The organism is Burkholderia sp. BCC1644 (assembly GCF_902833225.1).
Lineage (GTDB): Bacteria > Pseudomonadota > Gammaproteobacteria > Burkholderiales > Burkholderiaceae > Burkholderia.
This window is the reverse complement of record NZ_CADFEI010000014.1, coordinates 187,735-211,568: the sequence shown is the minus strand read 5'-3', so window position 1 is coordinate 211,568 and position 23,834 is coordinate 187,735. Positions and strand designations below refer to the sequence as shown.

Sequence of the window (23,834 nt, the reverse complement as noted above, 5' to 3'; positions counted from 1 at the left end):
GATTGCCGGCCAACAACAAGGAACCTGGAGAGAAATCAGTGAGAACGATCAGGAAGATGATCGCCGTGCCGTTGCTGGCGGCGGTATGCGGCACGAGCGCCCATGCGTGTATCCCGCCCGACTATCGGACCGCGTATTTCGGCAAGGCCCAGCACATGAGCGACGAACTCCGCGGCAAGGTGATCGACGACATCCGTGCCAATCACTACACGATCATCGAGCCGCAAATCGGTTTGCTGTTCTTCCCGATCGTCAGGAAGGGGGATGCGATCTATCTCCGCGACAAGCCGATCGCAACGGGCAAGGACTCGTTCTGGTACCTCGGGCAGGGCTATTACCAGTTGAACGGTCAGCTCTATTACATGGGCGAACATGTCGGTGCCTTTCCGGGCGACGGGACCGTCGTCGTTCACGTCGAGGATCGCACGCGCCCGAAGCCGGACGACTACCCGAAAGGGCGTCTGTATTGCCGAGTGACGCAGCACGCCAGCATTCTCGAAACCTCGACCGGCCTGCGGGTCGAACAGATCGTTGACGACAATTGAGTAGCACGGGGTGCGTGGCTGACCGGGCGCGGTGCATCGCGCACCGGTTTGCGGCCGCCTGGCGCATTTGCCGCGCAGCCCCGACAAACCCTTTCCGATCAACGGCTTGGTGCTGTTAACGGAAGGTTGTCCACAAGCTTGCCAACATAATCTGTGGAAAAGCCGACGGTCACGCGTGCATCAGGCCGGTGCGGGAAACCGCACCGTGACGGTCAGCCCGCGTCCGCCTTGCGTAGTGCCGAGCGCAACCGTCGCGCGATGCTGTTCGGCGATTCGCTTGACGATCGACAGCCCGAGCCCGCTGCCCGACGACGTGACGGCTTGCGCCCCTTCGCCGCGATAGAAGCGTTCCCACACGTCCGTGCGTTCGGCTTCCGGAATCCCGGGGCCGTCGTCGGCGACTTCGAGCACGGGCGTCGTGCCGTCGATGCGCGCGGACACGTCGACACGCGAGCCGTTGCCCGCATAGCGGATCGCATTGTCGACGAGGTTGTTCAGCAGCACGCGCAGCGTGTCGACGTTGCCTGCCGCCATCACGGGCGCGGCGACGATCGCGCCGAGATCGATCCGGTGCGCGTCGGCGACGCGCGCGCGGTCCGACACCACCGACCGGCACAGCGCGGCGAGATCGACGGGCGCCGACGCCGATGCGGCCGCCTGCGCATCGGGTTCGAGGCGCGCGAGCGTCAGCAACTGCTCGGCGAGATGGCCGAGGCGTGTCGTGCCCGCATGGATTTGCGCGAGGATATGTTCGCGTTCCTCCGCGGTCGCCGCGCGCCGCAGCAGCTGCGACTGGATCGACAGCCCCATGATCGGCGTGCGCAACTCGTGCGCGGCATCGGCGATGAAGTGCCGCTGCAGCGTGAACGAGCGGTCGAGCCGCGTGAGCAGGTCGTTGATCGCCTCCGCGAGCGGGCGGACCTCGTTCGGCATCGATGCGACGTCGACCGGTTCGAGGTTGTTCGCATTCCTGCGTTTCAGGCCCGATGCGATCGTGCGCAGCGGCCGCAGCCCCGCGCCGATGCCGAACCACAGTCCGATTGCGAGCAGCGGCAGCATCGAGAACACCGGCCAGAGCAGGTGCACGGCGATGCCGGCGATCGCTTCCCAGCGCGCATGTCGCGCCTGCGCGAGCCGGATCGTCGTGCCGCCGCGTTCGGTCACATAGGTGCGCCACGGCTGGCCGCCGACGTCGACGCTCGCGATGCCCTTCTGCTCGGGCGGCGGCAGTTTCGATTCGCGGTCGGTCGAATACATCAGCGTGCCGTTGCGCCACACCTGCAGCAGCACCGCATCGGGGTCGCTCGCCTCGAAGCCGTGCTTGCCGTTCGCATGGTCGCTGAACGACAGCTCGCCGTTCGGGCCGACGACGATTTGCTTCGACATGCTGCGCATCTGGTCGTCGAGCAGGTCGTCGAGCTCGCGCAGCGCGCCCCAGTAGGTGCCGGCGCTCGCGACCAGGCCGATCACGCACGCGGCCGGCAACAGCCACGTCAGCAGGCGCCGCCGCAACGACGCGTTGCGCCAGCGCGCGATCGCGCGTTGCAGGTGCGTCATGTGCCGTCACCGATCCGGTAGCCGACGCCGCGCACCGTGCGGATCATGTCGTGGCCGAGCTTCTTGCGCAGGTTGTGGATGTGTACCTGCACCGCGTTGCTCTCGATTTCCTCGCCCCAGCTGTACAGCCGCTCCTCGAACTGCTCGCGCGAAATCACCGCGCCGGGTTCGCGCATCAGCTCGTGCAGCAGCACGAACTCCTTCGGCGACAGCGGCACTTCGTCATCGTCGAGCCAGACGAGGTGCTTGACGGGGTCGAGCCGCAGCGGGCCGATCGCGAGCGTCGTTTGCGCGCGGCCCGCGTGGCGGCGGTTGACCGCGCGGATGCGGGCGAGTAGTTCGTCGAGCTCGAACGGCTTGACGAGATAGTCGTCCGCGCCGCTGTCGAGCCCTGCGATGCGGTCGGGCACGCCGTCGCGCGCGGTGATGATGATCGCGGGCAGGTTTTCGTCGCGGCGGCGCAGCGCCGCGAGCACCGACAGGCCGTCGCGGTTCGGCAGCCCGAGATCGAGCAGCAGCAGGCCGTAGCCGGTCGAGCGCAGCGCGAGCGACGCGGCATCGCCGTCCTTTACCCAGTCGACCGCGAAGCCTTCCTGTTTGAGGCCCTGTTCGAGCCCGCTGCCGATCAGCGGATCGTCCTCGACGAGCAGTACGCGCATGGATTCATGTCTCTTCAGCAGGGCGCAGCAACGCCCGGGGTTCTCATGATAAGCGCGCGTGCCTTAGCGGGAGCTTAAACGCCGGTGCCCCGGTGCGTTGGCGCACCGTTTCGATCCGTCGCGCGCCGCTTCGGGGCGACCTTCAGGTTTGCTTAATCTTACGCTCCGTAATCTCGGGCCGTCGCGCTCAAGAGGGGCGCGGCACACGACCAAAATCGGAGGAACAAGACCATGAAACACCTGACGAGAATCCTGGCGGTTGCGCTCGCCGTGCTGCCTGCCGCCGTTTATGCGGAATATACGGGGCCGTCCGCGTTGACCACGACGACCGTGAAGGAACTGCTCGCGAACGGCAAGGACGACCAGCATGTGCAGTTGCAGGGGCGCATCGTCAAGCATGCCGGCGGCGAGGACTACGAGTTCGCCGACGCGACCGGCACGATCCGCGTCGAGATCGACGACAAGCTGTGGGCGGCCGGCCAGCCCGTCAACGACAAGAACGAGGTAAAGCTGACCGGCGAATTCGAGCGCAAGTGGTCGGGCAAGGTGAAGGTCGACGCCGATCACGTCGAAGTGCTGCGCTGACCGGTGCGCGCGGGGCCGGTGATACCATGAACGACCGGTTCCCGTTCCCATCACGATGGCTGCCAATTTCGACGAACTCGCGTCCCGGATCCGGGCGCAATTTTCCGAGCTGAGCCCGCAATTCCAGGCGGGCGCGGCCTTCCTGCTCGATCATCCCGACGAAGTCGCCACGTCGTCGATGCGCAAGGTCGCGCAACGCGCGCAGGTGCAGCCTGCGTCGCTCGTGCGGCTCGCACAGCAATTCGGTTTCCCCGGCTGGAACGAGTTGCGCGATCTGTGCGTCGCGCGCGTGCGCACGCGCCCCGAGCCGCTCACGCAGCGCGCGCGCTCGCTCGTGCGGCCCGACGCGAAGGCGTCGCTCGCGCATGACCTGCTCGCCGCACAGCAGCACAACCTGTCGGCCACCGCCGCGCAGAACGAGCACGCGCTCGCGGACGCGGCCAGGCTGATCCGCAAGGCGTCGCATGTGCACGTGGCGGGGTTCCGCTCGTGCTATCCGGTCGCGTTCGGGTTCGTGTACGGCTACCGGCTGTTCCGCCCGACCGTGTCGCTGCTCAACGGTGTCGCCGGTTCGCTCGAGATGGAGCTGCGCACGATCGCGAAGCAGAGCGTGACCGTGGTCGTCAGCTTCGCGCCGTACTCGGCGGAAGCGACGCGCGTCGCGCAGGCCGCGAAAGCGCAGGGCAGCAAGATCGTCGCGATCACCGACAGCGCGGTGTCGCCGATCGCGCTGCACGCGGACGCGCAACTGATCTTCACGCACGACAGCCCGTCGTTCTTCCCGTCGCTGGTGGCCGCGCATGCGATGGCCGAGGCGCTGGTCGCGCAGTTGCTCGCGCTCGAAGGCAGCGATGCGATCGCGGCGCTCGAGCGTACCGAAGCGGAACTGCACGCGAAGGGCGCCTACGTCGTTTGACGCGCGCCGCGCGTGCGTCTGCGGCCCATTCCCGTTCACGATTCAACCCGACGCAACCGATGACGTTCACCTACTCAGTGACCGACGCGGGCGACGCGGACGTACGCAAGCAGATCGTCGCGCCGCTCGTTCGATTCAACGAAAGTCAGGCCGGCCCGGCCGAGTTCCGGCCACTGGCCGTGGTCGTGACCGACGACGCAGGTGTGGTGGTCGGCGGCCTGTGGGGCGGCACGGCGTTCGGCTGGCTGCACGTCGACCTGCTCGTGGTGCCCGAGGCCGCGCGCGGCCAGGGCGCCGGCACGCGCATCATGGATCTCGCCGAGGCCGAGGCCGTCGCGCGCGGCTGCCACGGCGCGTGGCTCGACACGTTCGATTTCCAGGCGCGGCCGTTCTACGAGAAACGCGGCTATGTCCGCTTCGGCGAGCTGCCGGACTATCCGGTCGGGCACACGCGTATTTTCCTGACGAAGAAACTCGCGGGCTGAGTGGCGGCGCCGGCGGCACGGTTGACGATGCCGCTTGCCGTCGCCTACGATACCGGGCAGCGATGCAGGTCGCTTCCGGGTCCGCGGAAAGGGTTGAACCCACCTGTCGCATCAACTCCAGTCTTCCCCATCCTTTGTGCTGGCGGTATTGCGGACCTTCGGCCATGACTGCACGAGGATTCGCATGAAAAAGCTGCCTCCCAAGGCCAATCCCGATCATCTGAAAAAGCAGGCCAAGGAATTGTTGCGCCTGTACCGGCAGGGTGACGCCGATGCCGTCGCGCGCTTTGTCCGGTTTCTCCCAGCCGCCGCGAACCGCACGCACGACGAAGCGCTCGCGCTCGGGCTCCGGTTGCACGACGCGCAGTCCTGCATTGCGCGCGAGTACGGCTTCGCATCATGGGCCGATCTCGGTGCGTTCGTCGAAACCCATGCGCTTGGCGGGCAACCGAGGGCGCAGCTGATCCGGCGCTGGCTCGACCTCGCCTACGGCGGCGATGTGACCGGCGGCTTCGACGCGGCGCGGCCGCGCGTCGCCGCGCAATTGTTGCTCGACCATCCCGATCTCGTTTCGGCCGATCCGGCCATCGCGTGCGCGGCGGGCGATCTCGACGCGGTGAAGGCGGCACTGGCCGCCGATCCCGGCTGGATCGCGCGTGCCGGCGGTGCGCTGAAGCTGCCGCCGCTGGTCGCCGTCACGCATTCGCGGCTCGGGCAGATTCCCGGGTTCGCCGTCAGGCTGCGCGCCTGCGCACGCCATCTGCTCGATGCCGGCGCGGATCCGAACCAGCGGATCGGCAACCGGTTTCCGCCGGCGTCGCTCGCCGAGCCCGACGAGTCGGGGCCGCTGTCGGCGCTGTACGGCGCCGCGGGCGTCAATCGCGATCCGGCGCTCACGGCGATGCTGCTGGAAGCCGGCGCCGACCCGAACGACGGCGAATCGCTGTATCACTCGGTGGAAAACCCGGCGTGCACGCGTCTGCTGCTCGAGCACGGCGCGCGGGTGGACGGGACGAATGCACTGCGGCGGGCGCTCGACGTGCCGGATGCCGCCGCGCTCGAACTGCTGCTCGCGCATGGCGGCGACCCGAACGAGCCGGCCGGAGAAGGGCCGACGAAGATGTGGGGCGCGCCGTTGTTGCGCGCGATCGCCGTGCGTTGCCCGGCGCGCCACGTCGCCGCGCTGCTGGCGGCCGGCGCGGATCCCCGTGCATGCACGCCGGCGGGCGTCGGCGCGTACCGGCTGGCCATGCAGGCCGGATTGACCGACGTCGCGGCGCTGTTGCGCGCCGCCGGCGCGGAAGAGGCGCTCGGCGCGGACGACGCGTTCGTGGCGGCCTGCGCGCGTGCCGACGGCGACGATGCGCGGCGTATCCAGGCGCGCCATCCCGAACTGCCCGGCGCGCTGACCGGGGACCGGCTGCGGCAACTGCCGGATGCCGCCGCGTGGGGTTCGCGCGACGCGGTGAAGGTCATGGTCGAGCTGGGCTGGCCGATTGCCGCGCGTGGCGGCGACTGGGACGCGAGCGCGCTCAATCATGCGGTGTTCCGCGGCGATGCCGACCTGCTGGCGTTCCTGCTTGCGCACGGCGCAAGCTGGCGCGAGCCGCACGGATTCGGGAGCGACGCGCTCGGCACGTTGTCGTGGGCGTCCGTCAACGAGCCGGAGGGCGTCGACGGTCCCGACTGGGAAGCGTGCGCGCGCGTGCTGATCGCCCATGGCGTGCCGCAGGCGGTGCGCGATCCGTCGCATCCGGCCGCCGTGCTGATCGACGGCCGCACGATGCGGTTCTCCGAGGCTGTCACCGACGTGTTGCTCGGCATCGACGGCGGGCCGCCTGCATCGCCGTAAGCGAAGGCGGCCGGCGGCGTGAATCCGGCGCTTCGGACTTTTTCCGGTCGCGCGGCGACATTTCGGCCCATGCTGAAACGTCGCGCGCATGACCGGCGTAAGCTCACCCGTCATCACCATCCGGGAGTCCACGATGACCCGTTCCGACCTGCAGGCCCGCCACGCCGAAGCTTTCCGATCGCTGCACACGCGCCCCGGTGCGTTCATCATCCCGAACCCGTGGGACGCCGGCACCGCGCGCCTGCTGGCGATGGCCGGTTTCGAGGCGCTCGCCACCACGAGCGCCGGCTACGCGTTTTCGAAAGGGCAGCCCGACAACGCGATCGACCGCGACGCGATGCTCGACCATATTGCCGATCTCGTCGCAGCGGGCGGCCTGCCGGTGAGCGCCGATCTCGAGAACGGCTTCGGCGACGCGCCCGGCACGGTGGCCGAAACGATCCGGCTGGCGGCCGAGGCCGGGGCGGTCGGCGGCTCGATCGAGGACGCGACGGGCCGCGCCGATGCGCCGATCTACGCGCGCGACGCGTCGGTCGAGCGCATCGCGGCGGCCGTCGACGCGGCGCGTGCGCTGCCGTTTCCGTTCACGCTGACCGCGCGCTGCGAAAACTACCTGCACGGCCGCCGCGACCTCGACGACACGATCGCACGGCTCGTCGCCTATCGCGACGCGGGCGCCGACGTGCTGTACGCGCCGGGCATTACCGATGCCGACGAAATTGCGGCGGTGACGCGGGCGGTCGGCGCGCCCGTCAACGTCGTGATGGGGCTGCAGGGCGGCCTGCTGAGCCTGGACGAGCTGGCGGCGCTCGGCGTGAAGCGCGTCAGCGTCGGCGGCGCGCTGGCGCGGGCCGCGCTCGGCGCGTTCCTGCGTGCCGCGACCGAGATGGTCCGCGACGGCACGTTTACGTTCACGCAGGCGGCCGTACCGGGGCGCGACATCAACCGCTGGTTTGCGTCACCCGATAATTCGCCGGTTTTGTTCGGGGAATGACCGTCAATAAAACATGGGATCGTTTCTAGTGGAAACGTCGATTGACAATAATCAACCTATTTCGCGTCTGAATTAACCGTCGATGACGGCGCGAAAACCATCGTCTATTCTCCGCATTTCCCCCGGTTGACCCGATCCGCCGTGCAATCCGCGCCGGATCGGGCGATCGGCGGCACGCCGTGCGCACCGGTGGCGCGTATCGTTGCATTTTCCCGGGCAGTGCATTTTCATGCGTGGCAGTTGCCGGCGGGTTTTTTGATTGATAATCTGCGGCACATTCAAATGACCGGTCGGCGGGCTGCCGGGAATATCAATATATAAAATCTGAGAGAGCGATGACGATCCGAGAAAATCAGCGCGTCGGGTTTCGCGTCGGCGATGTCGTGACGCTGAAAACGGGCGGGCCGCGCATGACCGTCACCTATGCGGGGCCGGTCGTATTCGACGACGGCGACTGGCTGATCTGCCAGTGGTTCGACGAAAACGGCGAATTCCGGCAGGAAATGTTCCATCACGACACGGTGGTGCCCGAGCCGCGCGCGATTTCGGCCGGGCGCGTCCGGATGCGCATGCAGTCGCACCGCTACCGGTCGGCCGCCTGACCGTTGCCTGTCGTGGCGATGTCGCGACGCGCGGCCTTCGCACCGCGACATTTCACGTGAACCCGAAACATGCGGCGGCGCACTGCATCGATACTGAGCGCATGAACCCGACCGATCCCATTGCAGCGGTGACGCACCGCGATCCCTATCCCTACTATGCGACGCTCGTCGACGGGCCGCCGCTCGCGTTCGACGCCACGCTCGGCCTGTGGGTCGCGAGCCGCGCGTCGGTCGTGACGGCCGTGCTCGGCCATCCCGCTTGCCGCGTACGCCCGCTCGACACACCGGTGCCGCCCGCGTTGCGCGGTACGACGGCCGGCGCGCTGTTCGGTGAGCTGGTGCGCATGAACGACGGTGCGTTGCGGCACGACGTGCCGAAGCAGGCGCTGCGCGCGGCGTTCGCACCGATCGACACGGATGCGCTGCGCGATCGCGCGGCGCAGCTTGCCGCGCGACGGTTGCCGGCGCCGGGCGATACCGGCGCGCTGAATACGTGGTGCATGACCGTGCCCGTCTGCGCGGTTGCCGATCTGCTCGGCTTCGACGAAGCGCAGCTCGACGACATCGCGGCGCGGGTCGTCGACTTCGTCGCCGCGCTGTCGCCGTTGTCGGATGCGGCGGCGCTGGCGCGCGCGAGCGAAGGCGCACGGCAATTGCTCGACCGGATGACCGAGCGCGTCGCGCAGACGCATGCGCATGACGGCACGCTCGTCGCCGCCGTGCAGCAGGCGGCCCGCGAGTCCGGCTGGCAGGCGAGCGGCGGGCTGGTCGCGAATCTCGTCGGGTTGCTGTCGCAGACGTGCGAAGCGACGGCCGCGTGGCTCGGCAACGCGCTGGTGGCCTGGGACGGGGACGCACAAGCCGCACACGCCGTGCCGGACGACACCGCGCTCGACGCATTCGTCGCCGAAGTCGGGCGCTTCGATTCACCGGTGCAGAACACGCGCCGCTTCGTCGCGGCGCGCACGACGATCGACGGCGTGACCGTCGACGCCGGCGACGCGATCCTCGTCGTGCTCGCCGCCGCGAACCGCGACCCGGCCGTGCATCGCGAGCCGCACCGGCTGATGCCCGGCCGCGCAGCGGGGCCGAATTTCGGTTTCGGCACGGGGCCGCACGGCTGCCCGGGCGAGCGGATCGCGCGGGCGGTGACGGCGGGGGCGTTCGGGGCGTGCTTGCGCGCGGGCGGCTGGCCGCCGCGCGAGGGACTGAACCGGGATTACCGCGCGTCGACCAACGTCAGGATGCCGAAGTTCGACGCGGCACGGTGAAGGGGAAAAAGGGACTTAACGGCAGCCTTGCTTCTCGGCCCATTGTTCCTGGGCGGCGACGCGGCGTTGCACGCGTTCGACGAGGCCGGTCGAGAAGGTCCGCATGCTGACGCCGCGGCGCTTCGCGAGGATCGTCTGCGCGACGTCGGTGCGCGGGTTCGGCTGGCACGCCCAGTAGAGCGTCATCAGCCAGCCGATGCCGGTCCACGCGAACAGCGCGTTGAACATCGCGATCGTCAGCTTGTCTTGCCGGCCGCGCCGGTCGGCAATGACGGCCGGCAGAAAATAGATCGCGATCGCGGCGACTGAACCGGCCACTTGAATCAGGACTTCATCATGCATGGTGCTGCTCCGTCCGAACTGCAATGGGGCTGATTGTCGCGCTTTTTCCGTTCGTGTGCCGGCAATTGATTGTTGCGCTTTTAATGACGATCAGCCGGCTTCGGCGTCCATCGGCTGCGCTTCGTTGCTCAACGCGAAACCTTCGTCGCGCCAGCCCGTCACGCCGCCGATCATCAGCTTGACCGGCCGGCCGAGGCGCGCCAGCTGGATCGCCGCGCGCGCGGCGCCGTTGCAGTGCGGGCCCGCGCAGTAGACGACGAACAGCGTGGCGGCCGGATAGCCGGCGAGCTTGCTCTCGATGATCTTGCGGCGCGGCAGGTTGCGTGCGCCGGGCACGTGGCCGGCGGCGAACTGGTCGGGGCCGCGCACGTCGAGCAGCACGAAGTCGGGCGCGCCCGACGCGAACGCGTCGTGCACGTCCCAGCAATCGGTCTCGAATCGCAGCGATGCCTCGAAATGCGCGAGGGCGGCGGGGCTGTCGGCGGCGGGCACGTCGGTGACGCAGGACATGGGCAGGTTCTCCGGGTCGAAGCGGCGCGGAACGCGCCGGGATGAAGGGCAGTATCGCGGTTCGGCCTGTTTTGCGGCAGTGGCGCGATCGACAAGTTCCGGTAACATCGCGCCATGCACAATCATCTCGTCGTCGCGCTCGCCTACGATCGCCTCTGCACCTTCGAATTCGGCTGCGTGGTCGAACTGTTCGCGCTCGAGCGCCCGGAACTCGGCGTCGACTGGTATCGCTTCGCGGTATGCGCCAGCGAGCCGGGGCCCGTGCGCGCGGCGGGCGGTATCACGGTCGCCGCGCCGTACCGGCTCGCGACGCTCGATCGCGCGGACACCATCGTGATTCCCGGCTGGCGCGATCCCGAAGAGCTGCCGCCCGAGCCGTTGCTGAAGAAGCTGCGGGCCGCGCATCGGCGCGGCGCGCGGCTCTGCTCGATCTGTTCGGGCGTGTTCGTGCTCGCGGCGGCCGGCGTGCTCGACGGGCTCACGGTGACGACCCACTGGCGTTATGCGGAACGCCTGCAGGCGCGCTATCCGGCGCTGCGTGTGAATCCCGATGCGCTGTACGTCGACGAAGGGCAGATCGTCACGTCGGCAGGGTCGGCGGCGGGGCTCGACATGCTGCTGCATCTGGTGCGCCGCGATCACGGCGGCGCGATCGCGAACCGTGTCGCCCAGCGCCTCGTGCTGCCGCCGCACCGCGATGGCGGGCAGGCGCAGTTCGTGCCGCGCCCGGTCGCGCCTGGCGGCACCGACCGGCTCGCGAAGCTGATCGACTGGATGCGCGCCCATGCGGCCGAGCCGCACACGCTGGCGTCGCTCGCCGCGCAGGCCGCGATGAGCACGCGCACGCTGCAGCGTCAGTTCGCGGATGCGACGGGGATGTCGCCGCTCACGTGGCTGATCCGCGAGCGCGTGAACGTCGCGAAGGACATGCTCGAGGCGCAGCCCGCGTTGTCGCTCGCGCAGGTCGCGGCGCGCGCGGGGTTCGGCTCGGAGGAATCGCTGCGCCGCCATTTCCGGCGTATCGCGGCGACCAGCCCGGCCGCGTACCGGCGCGGGATGGATCGCGGCGGAAGCTAGCGCGCGCCGGACGGAGCGGTGCGTGCGCGACGACGACAAGAACAAGGACGACCAACGTGGCGACGGCCACGCATTCCGAACCAGGATTCCGATGACGACACTGCCTTCCCGTTTGCCGCTGATCCAGGCCCCGATGGTGGGCTCGCTGAGCCCGCTCGCGATCGCCGTGTGCGAAGCCGGCGGGCTCGGTTCGCTCGCGTGCGCGGCGCTCGGCCCGCAGCAGTTGCGCGACGAGATCGCGGCGATCCGCGCGCACACGCCCACGCCGTTCAACGTGAACTTCTTCTGCCATGCGCCGCCCGCGCCCGACGCCGAGGTCGATGCGCGCTGGCGCGCGGCGCTCGCCGGCTACTACGCGGAAGCCGGGCTCGATCCGGCCGGCGTGAAGGGCGGCCCCGGCCGCGCGCCGTTCGACGATGCGATGTGCGCGGTTGTCGAGGAGCTGCGGCCGGCCGTCGTGAGTTTTCATTTCGGGCTGCCGGACGATACGTTGCTCGAGCGCGTGCGATGCACGGGCGCGCTGGTTGTTTCGTCCGCGACGACCGTCGAGGAAGCGCGCTGGCTCGATGCGCGCGGCGTCGACGCGATCGTCGCGCAGGGTGCGGAGGCCGGCGGCCATCGCGGGATGTTCCTGACCGACGACATCCATGCGCAACCGGGCCTGTTCGCGTTGCTGCCGCAGATCGTCGACGCGGTGCGCGCGCCGGTGATCGCGGCCGGTGCGATCGCCGACGGGCGCGGCATCGCGGCGGCGTTCGCGCTCGGCGCACGCGCGGTGCAGATCGGCACCGCTTACCTGCTGACGCCGCAGGCCGGTCGCTCGGCCCGGCATCGCGCGGCGGTGCGTGCCGCACGCGACGACGGGACGCGGATGACCAACCTGTACACGGGCCGCCCCGCGCGCGGGCTGCTGACGCGCTTCATGCGCGAGCAGGGGCCGATGAGCGCGCTCGCGCCTGCGTTTCCGCTCGCGACGGCCGCGGTCGATCCGCTGCGCGGCGCGTTCGAGCGGCAGGGCCGCGACGATTTCTCGCTGCTATGGTCGGGCGAGGCCGCCGCGCTCGCACGCGAGGAGGATGCCGGTGCGCTGACGCGCCGCCTGTGGGACGATGCACTGGCCTGCGCGGCAGGGCTGCGCGACGCGTTCCCGAAGGTCGGCTGAACGGCCGGGAGGGGGCGCCGGCGGGGGAGCATCGGCGTATGATCTGGGTTTTCGTCAGCCCGATCCAGGCACCCCCACCATGACTTCCGTCGACACTACCCCCGTCCTCGACCATGACAAGCTCGTTACCTTCATCGAGCGCAAGTGGAACGATGAAATCCTCCACGCCCTGACCGACTACATCGCGATTCCCGCGAAGAGCCCCGCATTCGATCCCGACTGGGAGAAGCGCGGCTATCTCGAGCGCGTCGTAACCGACGCCGCGCAGTGGGCCGAACGGCAGCCCGTGAAGGGGCTGAAGCTCGAGATCGTGCGCCTGCCGGGCCGCACGCCGGTGATCTTCTTCGAGACGCCCGCCACGCGCTCGGGCAGCACCGACACGATCCTGCTGTACGGCCACCTCGACAAGCAACCCGAATTCGACGGCTGGCGCGCGGATCTCGGCCCGTGGACGCCGAAGTTCGAGAACGGCAAGCTGTACGGCCGCGGCGGCGCGGACGACGGTTATGCGATCTACGCGAGCCTCGCGGCGCTCGGCGCGCTCGACGAGCAGGGCATCGAGCGGCCGCGCTGCGTCGGCCTGATCGAGACCTGCGAAGAGTCGGGCAGCTACGACCTGCTGCCGTACGTCGATGCATTGCGCGACCGGCTCGGCCAGGTGTCGCTCGTCGTGTGTCTCGATTCGGGCGCCGGCAACTACGACCAGATGTGGCTCACCACGTCGCTGCGCGGCCTCGTGTCCGGCGACCTGCAGGTCGAGGTGCTGGAAGAAGGCATCCACTCGGGTGTCTACGGCGGCATCGCGCCGTCGAGCTTCCGCGTGATGCGCCAGTTGTTCGAACGCCTCGAGGATGCGAAGAACGGTAACTTGCTGCCGGGCGTGTTCCATTGCGAGATTCCGTCGAGCCGCGTGCGCGAAGCCGAGGCGGCCGCCGCGATTCTCGGCGACATGGTGTGGAAGGGGCTGCCGTGGGCGTGCGGCGCGGACGGCAAGCCCGTGCTGCCGACCACGACCGATCCGCGCGAGGCGCTGCTGAATTCGACGTGGCGTCCGTCGCTGTCGGTCACGGGCGCGGCCGGCATGCCGGCACTCGCCGATGCCGGCAACGTGCTGCGACCGCGCACCGCGTTCAAGCTGTCGCTGCGCCTGCCGCCGCTCGTCGACGCCGCGCAGGCCGTGCAGCAACTGAAAGAACTGCTCGAACTCGATCCGCCGTACAACGCGAAGGTCACGTTCAAGCCGGACGCGGGCGCCGCGACCGGCTGGAGCGCACCGGATCTCGCACCGTGGCTCGCGTCGTCGCTCGATGCCGCCTCGCGCCGCCACTTCGGCGCCGACTGCGCATACATGGGCCTCGGCGGCACGATCCCGCTGATGAACGTGCTGCAGGAAGGCTTCCCGTCCGCGCAGTTCATGGTGTGCGGCGTGCTCGGGCCGAAGTCGAACGCACATGGCCCGAACGAGTTCCTGCACGTGCCGTACGCGAAGAAACTGACCGCGGCCGTTGCCCACGTGATCGCGACCGCGCGCTGATCGTCGCTACGCCTGACGTACCGATTGCCCGACCCGATCCGACCTGATGGAGTGTTGCCGATGACCGCACTGCCGACGCCCGATACCGAACCGCTGCGCATGCGCGCCGAACCGCTGCATGCCTTTGTCGCGGCGCTCTGGGAACGGGCCGGCAGCAGCGAGCGTGAGGCGCGGCTCGTCGCCGATCACCTGGTCGGCGCGAATCTCGCGGGCCACGATTCGCACGGGATCGGGATGATCCCGAACTACGTCGCGTCGTGGCGGGAAGGGCAATTGCAATTGAACGGGCACGCGTCGATCGTCCGCGACGGCGGCGCGGTGCTGACGATCGACGGCGGGCGCGGTTTCGGCCAGGTGATCGCGTTCGAGGCGATGGTCGAAGGGATCGAGCGCGCGCGGCGCATGGGGATCTGCGCGATCGGGCTGCGCGACGTCCACCACCTCGGCCGCATCGGGCACTGGGCCGAGCAGTGTGCGCGCTCGGGGCTCGTGTCGTTCCATTTCGTCAACGTGCCGGGCGACCTGCTGGTCGCGCCGCTGCACGGCACCGATCCGCGCTTCGGCACGAATCCGTTCTGCGCCGCGTACCCGCGGGCGGGCAAGCCGCCGCTGCTGCTCGACTTCGCGACGAGCGCGATCGCGTACGGCAAGACGCGTGTTGCCTACAACCAGGGCAAGCGCGTGCCGGCCGGGTCGCTGATCGACCATCGCGGCCAGCCTACCGACGATCCGGCCGTGATGCACGAGCAACCGTTCGGCGCGCTGCTGCCGTTCGGGCTGCACAAGGGGTATGCGCTCGCGGCGATGTGCGAGATCTTCGGCGGCGCGCTGGTCGGCGGGCATACGACGTACGGCGATACGCTGCAGAAGACCAGTGCGATCGTCAACGGGATGCTGTCGGTGCTGATCGATCCGAACGCGTTCGACGCGGCCGACGCCGAGCGCGAAGCCGATGCGTTCGTCGCATGGGCCAAGGCGTCGCCGCAGGCCGGCGATGCGCCGGTACAGGTGCCCGGCGAGCCGGAGGACGCCAGCCGCGCCGCACGCGGGGCCACCGGCATTCCGGTCGACCGCGCAACGTGGCGGCAGATTCGCGAGAGTGCGACGGCCGTCGGTTTCGACGCAGCCGAACTCGATGCATGGACGCAGCGCTGTGAGGCTTCCGCATGAGCTGGCAGTCGGAGAAGGCGCACGGCGAGGAGATCGCGTACCAGCTTGCTCCGCTCGGCGTGGTCGGGGTCGCGCGGTTCTTCAGCGGGGCGGCGCTGCGGCTCGATGGCGTGATGTTCGGCTTCATGTCGCGCGGGTCGCTGTTCCTGCGTGTCGACGACGTGAATCGCCCGGCGTTCGTCGCGGCGGGCATGGGGCCGTTCTCGTACGCAAGGCCGACGCGTACCGTTGCGCTCGAGGGCTACTACGAAACGCCGGCCGACGTGCTCGAGGATGCGGGCGCGCTGTTCGACTGGTGCCGCGGCGCGTATCGCGCGGCGCTGCTGGCGGGGCCGCCGAAGCGCAAGGCGAGGGCCGTCCCTAAGCCGGTGTCGGCGACGGGATCCACGGCGGCGCCGAAATCCGCATCGAAGCGTGCGGTGAAGCCGGCGCCGAAGACGGCATCCAGGGCGGCGGCGAAATCCACGCCGAAGCTTGCGCCAAAACCGGCACCAAAACCGGCGCCGAAGCCGAAAGCGGTAGCGGCAACGAAACCTACGCCGAAACCGAAAGCGATCGCGGTAGCGGCGTCGAAACCTACGCCGAAACCGGCATCGAAACCGGCATCGAAACCCCCGGCCAAGCGCAAACCGGCATAGCGCCGGTCTTGCGAGGCGATCGCCCCGCGACGTTCCCTTTCCTTTCTTTCAGGCGTGCCCGTTGCCGCGCGACGGGTGCGCGAAAGCGCCAGGCTTGACGCACCGCACATCCTGCATGCTTCACAACGGCAGCCTTGGCGTTTATGATCGGCGCGGGTTGCGCCCGTGCCCGGCGCGGCCCGCGCCGGCCTCGCCGCCGGCTCCGTGAACGGCGCATCGTACGCCGCACGGGACGTTTCCCCACTCATCATTCCAGACGGAGACAGTCGATGCTCGTCCTGATTCTCGGTTTAGCGATCTTCCTCGGTGTGCACTCGATCCGGATCGTCGCCGACGGCTGGCGCTCCGCGACGATCGAGCGGATCGGCGAGAAGGGCTGGAAGGGCGCTTATTCGATCGCGTCGATCGTCGGCTTCGTGCTGATCATCTGGGGGTACGGGATCGCACGCGCGGGCGCGACGCTGCTGTGGGTGTCGCCGGTCGGCGTGCGCCACCTGACGGGCATGCTGACCGCGGTCGCGTTCGTGCTGATCGCCGCGTCGTACGTGCCGCGCAACCGGATCAAGACGCTCGTCGGACACCCGATGCTGGCCGGCGTGATGGTCTGGTCCGTTGCGCACCTGCTCGTGAACGGCACCGTGCATGCGGTCGTGCTGTTCGGCGCGTTCTTCGTGTGGTCGATCGTCGATTTCGTCGTGTCGCGTGCGCGCGACCGCCGCGACGGTGTCCGCTATCCGGCCGGCGGGCTGTCGGGCGACGTCGCCGCCGTGCTGGGCGGCCTCGTCGTCTGGGCCGTGTTCGCGCTGTTCCTGCATGGCCCGCTGATCGGCGTGCGACCGTTCGGCTGAACGCGCACGCCGGGCCGCCGGCCGCCGGTCAGCGCACCTTCGCGCCGGACGCCTGCCCGAACGACGGTTGCCTGCGCCGCAGGAAGTACGCCGCGACGATCGCGAGCGCCGTCGACACCGTGAACCAGAACTGGAAGCGCGAATCCGGGTTGAACGCCTGCGACCCGAGCACGGCGACGAGCGCCAGCAGCGCGACCCAGTTGGACACCGGATAGAACCACGCGCGGAACGCCGCCGGGTCGCGTTGCTCGTGCTTCATCTGCCGGCGCATCGCGAAGTGCGCGGCGATGATGAAGATCCACACGATCATCACGAACGCGCCGCTGCTCTTCGCGAGCATCAGGAACAGGTCGCCGCCGCTCACGAAGTGCACGCCGAGGATCGACACGCAGATCGCGAGGCACAGCACGAGCGCGTTCATCGGCACGCCTTTCGCGTTGGTGCGGCCGAACATCGCCGGTGCGTGGCCGCGCTGGCTCAGCGAGAACAGCATGCGCGAGTTCGAGAACAGGAACGAGTTCATCACCGACATGAACGACACGAACAGCACGATCTTCATCGCAACGGCCGCCCCCGTGAAGCCGGCCATGCTGAACAGCGACACGTACGGCGATTTCAGGTTGGCCTTGTCGGTCCACGGCATGCACAGGATCAGGATCGACACCGAGCCGACGTAGAACACCATCACGCGCACGATCACGCTCTTGATCGCGCGGATCACGTTCTTGCTCGGGTTCTCCGATTCGCCCGCGGCCACGGCCGCGATCTCGCTGCCGCCGAGCGAGAAGATCACGACCATCACGCCGGCGAGCACGGGCGAGATGCCGTTCGGCATGAAGCCGCCGTGATCCGTCAGGTTCACGATTCCCGGTGCGGGAATGCGCGGCTGGAAGCCGAGCAGGATCGACGCGCCGAGCGCCATGAACACGATGATCGTCGCGACCTTCGCGAACGACAGCCAGTATTCGGCTTCACCGAACGAGCGCACCGAATACGCGTTGCTCGCGATCAGCGTGACGAGCATGAACAGCGCGCCGCCCCAGATCGGCAGCCACGGCAGGAAATCGTGGAGGATCGCGCCGAGCAGGATCGCCTCGACGGTGATCGTCATCATCGACTTGAACCAGTACAGCCAGCCGACCGCGAAGCCGGCCCATTCGCCGAGATAGCTGCTCGCATACGTGGAGAACGATCCGCTGTCGGGATTGCGCGACGCCATTTCGCCGAGCATGAACATGACCAGCGTGACGATCACGCCGCCGATCAGGTACGACAGGATGGCCGCGGGGCCGGCGGTCGCGATGATGGCGCCGGAGCCGACGAACAGGCCCGCGCCGATCACGCCGCCAAGCGCGATCATCGTGATGTGCCGTTGCTTGAGGCTTTGCCTCAAAGAGTTGTCCTGCATCTCCTACCTCTAGTTATTGTTGGCCTGGAACGCATCGCGCGGTGCGGCGGCAACGGTGTGCCGCCGCGGGGGCGCCGATGTCGGGGGAGCGTGTGTGACGCGATGTGCCGGGCCGCCGGCGGTGAATCGGAATGACGGCCACGGTGTGCCGGTCGGTGCCCGCGAGAGGGCGATGACGATGGCAGCCCCCGATTGTGGGCGGACACCGCCGCGGCGGCAAACGAGATATGCGAAAGACGTCTTGCGGTTTGCTCATCAATTGCCGGTTCGTCCATGCCCGCGTCGACATGAACTACATGGACGCGCGGCGATGGGCGCGGCGGCGGTCTCTCTATATCGTTGTTTCCACGCGGTGACGTCGGCAGGTTCGACGGTGGCCGCGTCGACGACAACGCTTCCATGGAGACACGAATGACGCCTACCCATGTCGTGCCGCTGACGCGGTCACGCGCGCCGGTTCCACCCCGCCATTGCACGTTCGACGTGCACGATTGGGAAATCCTGAGCCGCTACTGGCATCCGGTCGCATTCGCGAGCGACGTGACCGACCGTCCGCTCGCCGTGACGCTGCTCGACGAGCGCGTCGTGCTGTTTCGCTCCGGCGGCGCGATCGTCGCCGCGCGCGACGTGTGCCCGCACCGCGGCGCGCCGCTGAGCCGCGGCTGGGTGGTCGACGACCGGCTCGTGTGCCCGTATCACGGCCTCGAATATGCGGCCGACGGCCAATGCGTGCGCATTCCGTCGCAGCCCGACGGCCCGATTCCGGAGCGCCTGTGCCTGACGACCTATGCGGCGCAGCAGGCATACGGGCTCGTGTGGGTGTCGCTGGGCGGCGGCGAACTGCCGCTGCCGGATTTCCCCGCGTGGGACACGGCAGGCTTCCAGCAGATCCTGCCGCCGTCGATCGATATCCGCGCGTCGGCCGGCCGGCAGACCGAAGGCTTCATCGACGTCGCGCACTTCGCGTGGATTCATCACGAGAGCTTCGCCGACCGCCGCAATCCGGTCGTGCCGCAGTACTCGGTGGAGCGGCGCGACAACGGTCTGCATGCGGAATACGTCAGCACGGTCAGCAATTTTCCGAAGTCGATGCAGCATCGCGCGCCCGAGGGTTTTCTGTGGCGGCGCGTATTCGAGGTCGACGTGCCCTTTTTCGCGCGCCTCACCGTGCATTTTCCGGAGGGCGGCCGGCTCGCGATCCTGAACGCGGCCAGCCCCGTTTCGGCGCGACTCACGCGCCTGTTCGTGCCGATCGCGCGCAACTTCGATCACGATCTGCCGCTCGATGACGTCTATGCATTCAATCGCCAGGTCTTCGAGGAAGATCGCGAGATCGTCGAGCAGCAGTGCCCGGAAGATCTGCCGATCGATCGCGCGCACGAAGCGCCGATCCTCGCCGATCGTTCGTCGGGCGCGTATCGGCGCGCGCTCGGCGAACTCGGGCTCGGTCAGGCTTATGCGCGCTGAGCCGCGCACGGGAGAGACGATGAAGATCTGGGAATGCGTGATCTGCGGGTTTCGATACGACGAGGCCGAAGGCCTGCCGCAGCACGGGATCGCGCCCGGCACCCGCTGGGAAGACGTGCCGGACGACTGGATGTGCCCCGACTGCGCAACCGGCAAGCACGATTTCGACATGCAGGTGGTGCCGGCATGAATGCAAACGCAACCTCGGTGAACGGGCGCGAGCCGGTCGTGATCGTCGGCACGGGCCTCGCCGGCTATACGGTGGCGCGCGAGTGGCGCAAGCTCGACGTCGACACGCCGCTCGTGATGATCAGCCGCGACGACGGCAGCTTCTATTCGAAGCCGGCGCTGTCGAACGCGCTCGCGCAGCGCAAGACGCCCGGGCAACTGGCGATGTCCGACGCGCGGACGATGGCGGACCAGTTGCGCGCCACCATCCGGACGCACTGCGCCGTGCGGCGGATCGATTCGGCGAAGCACGAGATCGTGCTCGACGATGGCGACGTGCAGCGTTATCGCGCGCTCGTTCTTGCGACCGGTGCGGACGCGCGGCGTGTGCGTTGCGAAGGCGATGGCGCGGCCGATGTCCTGTCGATCAACGACCTGGCCGACTACGCACGTTTTCACGGCGGCCTGCGCGACTGCCGCTCGGTCGCGATGCTCGGCGCGGGGCTCATCGGTTGCGAGTTCGCGAACGACCTGATCGCGGCGGGGCTGACGGTCACGGTGATCGATCCCGCCGACACGCCGCTGTCGCGTCTGCTGCCGGCAGAGGCCGGGCGCGTGTTCGGACAGGCGCTGCGCGACGCGGGCGTGCACCTGCGGCTCGGCACGGGCGTGCAGTCGATTGCCCGCCAGGCGCGCGGGTACCGGCTCGCGCTTTCGGACGGCGGGCACGTCGAGGCCGACCTCGTGATATCGGCGATAGGACTCGCGCCGAGAATCGCGCTGGCGCAGGAGGCGGGGCTCGACGTCGCGGACGGGATCGTGACCGACGCGTGGTGCCGTACCAGCGCACCGGACATTTACGCGCTCGGCGACTGTGCGGCGATCGACGGGCGTGTCCGGCCCTATGTACTGCCGATCATGCACGCGGCCCGCGCGCTTGCGAGGTGCCTGCACGGCACGCCGACCCGCGTGGCATTTCCGGTGATGCCGATCGTCGTCAAGACACCGGCAATTCCTGCGGTGGTCGTCGCGGTGGACGGTGGCGGCCGCTGGACCACGGAGGTCGGGATCGGCGACGTGCCGCACGCGACACGTGCGCTCTGCGCGGATCCCGATTCCGGACGTCTCACGGGCTTCGCGCTGCTCGATGCGGCAACGGCGGAAAAAGCCGCACTGCTGAAGACGATGGCCGACGACGCGGCGAATTAGCCCGCGCGTCGCGCCGATCCTGACAAGGCGCTTCTCCAGATGCGCCTTCGACAGGCAGCCTCTTCGCTGACCGACCCCTGTCGCGGACGCGGCCCGCGCATTGTTGCGCGGATCCGTTCGTTCTTTGCCGCGAGCGTTTGCTCGCGGCTTTTTTGTTTTTCAACGCGGATGGCTTGCGCTTTCGGGCACCAGCTTTTTCGCGACGCCGGACACGAGGCGCCGCAACCAGACGGCGGCGGCGCTGCGATGCGAGCGGTCGTGCCAGAGCTGGTAGTAGATCAACGCCTGCGGCGCGCACGGAATCGGCTCGATGCGCAGCGGCAGCAGGCTGCAGAAGTGCATCGCGAGCGTGCGCGTCGTCGTGAACAGCAGGTTCGAGCGCATCAGCACATAGGGCGCCATGCCGAAATAGGGCATCGTCGTCGTGACGTTTCTCGACAGGCCGCCGCGCGCGAGTTCGCGGTCGATGGTGCCGAGCCCGGTCGCATGATGGGTGGTCACGCCGAGATGGTCGGCTTCGCGGTAGACGTCTGCGGTGAGCCGGCCGTGCCCGATCGGGTGATCGTCCCGCAGCACGCACACGAGATCGTCGCGGCACAGCGGCTGCAGATGCAGTTGCTGCGGAGGCGTGCTCCAGTTGCCGACCGCCAGGTCGAGCGAGCCGCTTTCGAGCGCGTGTTCGTATCCGCCGTCCACCGTCATCAGGTGCTGGAACTCGATGCGCGCGCCGGGCGCCTCGTGCTTGAACGCATCGACGATCGCGGGCAGGAAGAACACGTCGAGATAGTCGGGTGAGCCGATGCGGAACGTGCGGCGTGTCGTGGCGGGATCGAACGTGCTCGCGGGATTCAGCACGGCCGCGATGCCGGCGAGCGCCTGGTCGAGCGGCTCGACGAGCGTCAGCGCATGACTGGTCGGCACCATCCGGCTGCCGCTGCGCACCAGCAGCGGATCGCCGGTGATCGCGCGCAGCCGTCGCAACGCGACGCTGATGGTCGGTTGCGATTGCCCGAGCAGGACAGCGGTTCGCGAGACGCTCGATTCGGTGATGAGCGTATGAAGAATCTTCAGAAGATGGGCGTCGATGACGTATCGGGACATGCCGGCTGCCGTGGGGATATCGTTCACCGATGTATACGCAGCGATATTTCGAGCGTCAATCGAGCGAATCGCCGAGGCGGCCGCGGCGGCCCTTGCGCGGCGGACCTCATAACGGATCGGATATCGCGTCTATGTTCGCGACGCCATGGCCGCGGAGCGGTTGCCGGTGCGCCGGGGCCGGCCGTTTCCGCGTCAGATCGGCTTGACGAACAACCCGATGGTCAGCACGACGCCGATGCAGACGATCCCGATCCGCAGGATGCGTTCGTTCACGCGATGCAGCGCCCACGTGCCGAGCAGCCCGCCCACGATCGCGCCGCCACCGAGCGCAAGCGCCGAGCGCCAGTGCAGGTGCGGCGACGTCAGGAACAGCACGACGGCCGATGCGTTCATCACGCCCGCGAGCGCGTTTTTCGTCGACATCGCGTTGCGCGGCGACAGGCCGGCCATCGTCAGCACGGCCATCATCAGGAAGCCGAGCCCGCCGCCGAAGTAGCCGCCGTAGATCGCGATCATGAACTGCGAGATCGCGGCGGGGACGGTGCCGAGGTGCGCCGCGCCTTCGCGCTGCTTGCGGAAGAAACTGCCCCATGCGAACACGATTGTCGCGAACAGCACGAGCCACGGCACGAGGCGCGAGAAGATCGACGAAGGTGTTTTCAGCAACAGCAACCCGCCGAGCGCACCGCCGATCACGCTGATGACGAACAGCGCGCGAAACGACAGCTTGCCCGCGCCGCGCACCATTTTTCGGCTCGCCCAGCCGGTCGTGACCTGCGCGGGAAACAGCGCGACCGTCGACGTGATGTTCGCCGCGAGCGGCGACATGCCCGACACGATCAGCGCGGGCAGCGTGACGAACGAGCCGCCGCCGGCGAGGGTGTTCTGCAGGCCGGCCCAGAGACCGGCGAGGATGACGAGAGCGAGCATCGGTGCGCGACGAGAGAGGTGGCAGGCCCGCTTGCCGGATGCGGGCAGGCGCGGTGGACGCCCGATGGTAATGCAGGATCGCGTTCTTCGCCGACCCTTGGCGCCAGAGCGGCCCGGCGCGACGGTGAAGCGGTGCGCGTGACGGCCGCCCCGGAAAGCGCCTGATTTAACGCTTCATTACGATAGGCTTAACGGAATGGTGCTAAATTCCCCTGTCGATATCTCGAAAATCAGAAGGGCAGACAGATGCTGAAGAAACTGGGTGTGATGGCAGTGATGGCCGGTGCGACGGCAGTGGTGTCGCTGCCTGCCGTGGCGGGCGACACGAACAACGCACTGGGCGGCGCGCTGGGCGGCGTCGCGGTCGCGGCGTCGGCAATGCGATCGGCGGCAGCACGGGCACGGTCATCGGCGGCGCGGTAGGTGGCGGCGCAGGCGGTGCGGTCACGTCGAACAAGCACGAGCGCACGGGTGCCGTTGTCGGCGGCGCACTGGGCGGCGGCGCGGGCGCCGCAGCGGGCAATGCGATGGGCGGTACGGCCGGCGGCCTCGTCGGCGCAGCCGTGGGCGGCGGCGCGGGCGCGGCGCTGGGCGGCCACGTGTCGCGCAACAACTCCCGTTCCAACGACCACTACCACGGCAACAAGCACAAGAAGAAGCGCAACAAGCACAACGACTGAGCGTTGGTTTCCCGGTGCGTGCCGATGGCGCCGGGTAACCAGCCGGGTATGAGCGGCGATGGCGGCGGCCCGGCGGTCGATCCGTCGTTCCGCCTCCGATGCGCCGCGCATCGAGCACCCGATC

The 23,834-nt window shown here is 68.7% G+C and carries 24 protein-coding genes and 1 pseudogene; 18 read left to right on the top strand and 7 right to left on the bottom strand.

Annotated elements, in window-relative coordinates; translation table 11 throughout:
* Positions 1–56: 56 nt before the first annotated feature.
* Positions 57–545 carry a hypothetical protein gene (locus HWX87_RS26450; protein ID WP_176050025.1) on the top strand — a complete coding sequence of 163 codons (489 nt, stop codon included), beginning with the start codon at positions 57–59 and terminating at the stop codon, positions 543–545.
* A 180-nt stretch (positions 546–725) separates the two neighbouring features.
* On the opposite strand, the gene HWX87_RS26445 is transcribed toward HWX87_RS26450, so the two are convergent.
* The gene (locus HWX87_RS26445; protein ID WP_176050024.1) at positions 726–2,102 is read right to left on the bottom strand and encodes an ATP-binding protein; all 1,377 of its coding nucleotides are present in this window, start codon (positions 2,100–2,102) and stop codon (positions 726–728) included.
* Positions 2,099–2,761 carry a response regulator gene (locus HWX87_RS26440; RefSeq protein ID WP_124449538.1) on the bottom strand — a complete coding sequence of 221 codons (663 nt, stop codon included), beginning with the start codon at positions 2,759–2,761 and terminating at the stop codon, positions 2,099–2,101. Before HWX87_RS26440 ends, HWX87_RS26445 begins: the two co-directional genes overlap by 4 nt.
* Positions 2,762–2,992: 231 nt before the next feature.
* On the opposite strand from HWX87_RS26440, the gene HWX87_RS26435 reads away from it, so the two are divergent.
* The 7 genes from HWX87_RS26435 (at position 2,993) to HWX87_RS26405 (ending at position 9,466) form a co-directional block, all read left to right on the top strand.
* Positions 2,993–3,346: a NirD/YgiW/YdeI family stress tolerance protein gene (locus tag HWX87_RS26435; protein ID WP_176050023.1), complete on the top strand. Its 354-nt coding sequence runs from the start codon at positions 2,993–2,995 to the stop codon at positions 3,344–3,346.
* 55 nt (positions 3,347–3,401) lie between these two features.
* Positions 3,402–4,262, top strand: a complete 861-nt coding sequence (locus HWX87_RS26430; RefSeq protein WP_176050022.1) for a MurR/RpiR family transcriptional regulator — start codon at positions 3,402–3,404, stop codon at positions 4,260–4,262.
* A gap of 59 nt (positions 4,263–4,321) precedes the next feature.
* Positions 4,322–4,747, top strand: coding sequence for a GNAT family N-acetyltransferase (locus HWX87_RS26425; RefSeq protein ID WP_176050021.1), 426 nt, complete (start codon positions 4,322–4,324; stop codon positions 4,745–4,747).
* A gap of 184 nt (positions 4,748–4,931) precedes the next feature.
* Positions 4,932–6,599 (top strand): ankyrin repeat domain-containing protein, encoded by a 1,668-nt coding sequence (locus tag HWX87_RS26420; RefSeq protein WP_176050020.1) that lies wholly within the window; start codon positions 4,932–4,934, stop codon positions 6,597–6,599.
* A gap of 133 nt (positions 6,600–6,732) precedes the next feature.
* Positions 6,733–7,593 (top strand): isocitrate lyase/phosphoenolpyruvate mutase family protein, encoded by an 861-nt coding sequence (locus HWX87_RS26415; RefSeq protein WP_176050019.1) that lies wholly within the window; start codon positions 6,733–6,735, stop codon positions 7,591–7,593.
* A 335-nt stretch (positions 7,594–7,928) separates the two neighbouring features.
* Positions 7,929–8,195, top strand: a complete 267-nt coding sequence (locus HWX87_RS26410) for a YodC family protein (RefSeq protein WP_176050018.1) — start codon at positions 7,929–7,931, stop codon at positions 8,193–8,195.
* A gap of 101 nt (positions 8,196–8,296) precedes the next feature.
* Positions 8,297–9,466: a cytochrome P450 gene (locus HWX87_RS26405; RefSeq protein WP_176050017.1), complete on the top strand. Its 1,170-nt coding sequence runs from the start codon at positions 8,297–8,299 to the stop codon at positions 9,464–9,466.
* Between the two features lie 15 nt (positions 9,467–9,481).
* Here HWX87_RS26405 and HWX87_RS26400 read toward each other — a convergent pair whose 3' ends face one another.
* Both HWX87_RS26400 and HWX87_RS26395 read right to left on the bottom strand, forming a co-directional pair.
* The gene (locus tag HWX87_RS26400) at positions 9,482–9,808 is read right to left on the bottom strand and encodes a superinfection immunity protein (RefSeq protein ID WP_176050016.1); all 327 of its coding nucleotides are present in this window, start codon (positions 9,806–9,808) and stop codon (positions 9,482–9,484) included.
* A 90-nt stretch (positions 9,809–9,898) separates the two neighbouring features.
* Positions 9,899–10,318 carry a rhodanese-like domain-containing protein gene (locus tag HWX87_RS26395; RefSeq protein ID WP_176050015.1) on the bottom strand — a complete coding sequence of 140 codons (420 nt, stop codon included), beginning with the start codon at positions 10,316–10,318 and terminating at the stop codon, positions 9,899–9,901.
* Between the two features lie 114 nt (positions 10,319–10,432).
* Between HWX87_RS26395 and ftrA the strand changes: the two genes are divergently transcribed.
* The 6 genes from ftrA to HWX87_RS26365 all read left to right on the top strand — a co-directional run bounded on the left by ftrA (position 10,433) and on the right by HWX87_RS26365 (position 16,747).
* Positions 10,433–11,395 (top strand): transcriptional regulator FtrA, encoded by a 963-nt coding sequence (gene ftrA / locus HWX87_RS26390; protein ID WP_176050014.1) that lies wholly within the window; start codon positions 10,433–10,435, stop codon positions 11,393–11,395.
* Between the two features lie 91 nt (positions 11,396–11,486).
* Positions 11,487–12,557 carry a nitronate monooxygenase gene (locus HWX87_RS26385; protein WP_176050013.1) on the top strand — a complete coding sequence of 357 codons (1,071 nt, stop codon included), beginning with the start codon at positions 11,487–11,489 and terminating at the stop codon, positions 12,555–12,557.
* A gap of 79 nt (positions 12,558–12,636) precedes the next feature.
* Positions 12,637–14,091 carry a M20 family metallopeptidase gene (locus HWX87_RS26380; RefSeq protein WP_176050012.1) on the top strand — a complete coding sequence of 485 codons (1,455 nt, stop codon included), beginning with the start codon at positions 12,637–12,639 and terminating at the stop codon, positions 14,089–14,091.
* Between the two features lie 60 nt (positions 14,092–14,151).
* Positions 14,152–15,261, top strand: coding sequence for a malate/lactate/ureidoglycolate dehydrogenase (locus HWX87_RS26375; RefSeq protein ID WP_176050011.1), 1,110 nt, complete (start codon positions 14,152–14,154; stop codon positions 15,259–15,261).
* A complete protein-coding gene (locus tag HWX87_RS26370) occupies positions 15,258–15,899 on the top strand; it encodes a TfoX/Sxy family protein (RefSeq protein ID WP_176050010.1) in 642 nt (213 codons plus the stop codon). Before HWX87_RS26375 ends, HWX87_RS26370 begins: the two co-directional genes overlap by 4 nt.
* A gap of 269 nt (positions 15,900–16,168) precedes the next feature.
* Positions 16,169–16,747 carry an NnrU family protein gene (locus HWX87_RS26365; RefSeq protein ID WP_176050009.1) on the top strand — a complete coding sequence of 193 codons (579 nt, stop codon included), beginning with the start codon at positions 16,169–16,171 and terminating at the stop codon, positions 16,745–16,747.
* A 28-nt stretch (positions 16,748–16,775) separates the two neighbouring features.
* Here HWX87_RS26365 and HWX87_RS26360 read toward each other — a convergent pair whose 3' ends face one another.
* Entirely contained in the window at positions 16,776–18,155 is a 1,380-nt protein-coding gene (locus tag HWX87_RS26360; protein ID WP_176050008.1) for an amino acid permease, read from the bottom strand.
* Between the two features lie 411 nt (positions 18,156–18,566).
* On the opposite strand from HWX87_RS26360, the gene HWX87_RS26355 reads away from it, so the two are divergent.
* From HWX87_RS26355 to HWX87_RS26345, 3 genes are read left to right on the top strand one after another with little or no spacing between them, the layout of a single operon-like run.
* A complete protein-coding gene (locus HWX87_RS26355; RefSeq protein WP_176050007.1) occupies positions 18,567–19,622 on the top strand; it encodes an aromatic ring-hydroxylating dioxygenase subunit alpha in 1,056 nt (351 codons plus the stop codon).
* A 19-nt stretch (positions 19,623–19,641) separates the two neighbouring features.
* A complete protein-coding gene (locus HWX87_RS26350) occupies positions 19,642–19,812 on the top strand; it encodes a rubredoxin (protein WP_059239601.1) in 171 nt (56 codons plus the stop codon).
* Positions 19,809–20,999 (top strand): FAD-dependent oxidoreductase, encoded by a 1,191-nt coding sequence (locus HWX87_RS26345; protein WP_176050006.1) that lies wholly within the window; start codon positions 19,809–19,811, stop codon positions 20,997–20,999. Before HWX87_RS26350 ends, HWX87_RS26345 begins: the two co-directional genes overlap by 4 nt.
* Before the next feature lie 159 nt (positions 21,000–21,158).
* Here HWX87_RS26345 and HWX87_RS26340 read toward each other — a convergent pair whose 3' ends face one another.
* Both HWX87_RS26340 and HWX87_RS26335 read right to left on the bottom strand, forming a co-directional pair.
* Complete coding sequence (locus HWX87_RS26340; RefSeq protein WP_176050005.1) at positions 21,159–22,100, bottom strand: LysR family transcriptional regulator; 942 nt, start codon at positions 22,098–22,100, stop codon at positions 21,159–21,161.
* Between the two features lie 192 nt (positions 22,101–22,292).
* The gene (locus HWX87_RS26335) at positions 22,293–23,030 is read right to left on the bottom strand and encodes a sulfite exporter TauE/SafE family protein (RefSeq protein WP_176050004.1); all 738 of its coding nucleotides are present in this window, start codon (positions 23,028–23,030) and stop codon (positions 22,293–22,295) included.
* A gap of 246 nt (positions 23,031–23,276) precedes the next feature.
* Between HWX87_RS26335 and HWX87_RS26330 the strand changes: the two are divergent.
* Positions 23,277–23,710 (top strand): annotated as a pseudogene (locus HWX87_RS26330) (hypothetical protein).
* Positions 23,711–23,834 lie beyond the last annotated feature (124 nt).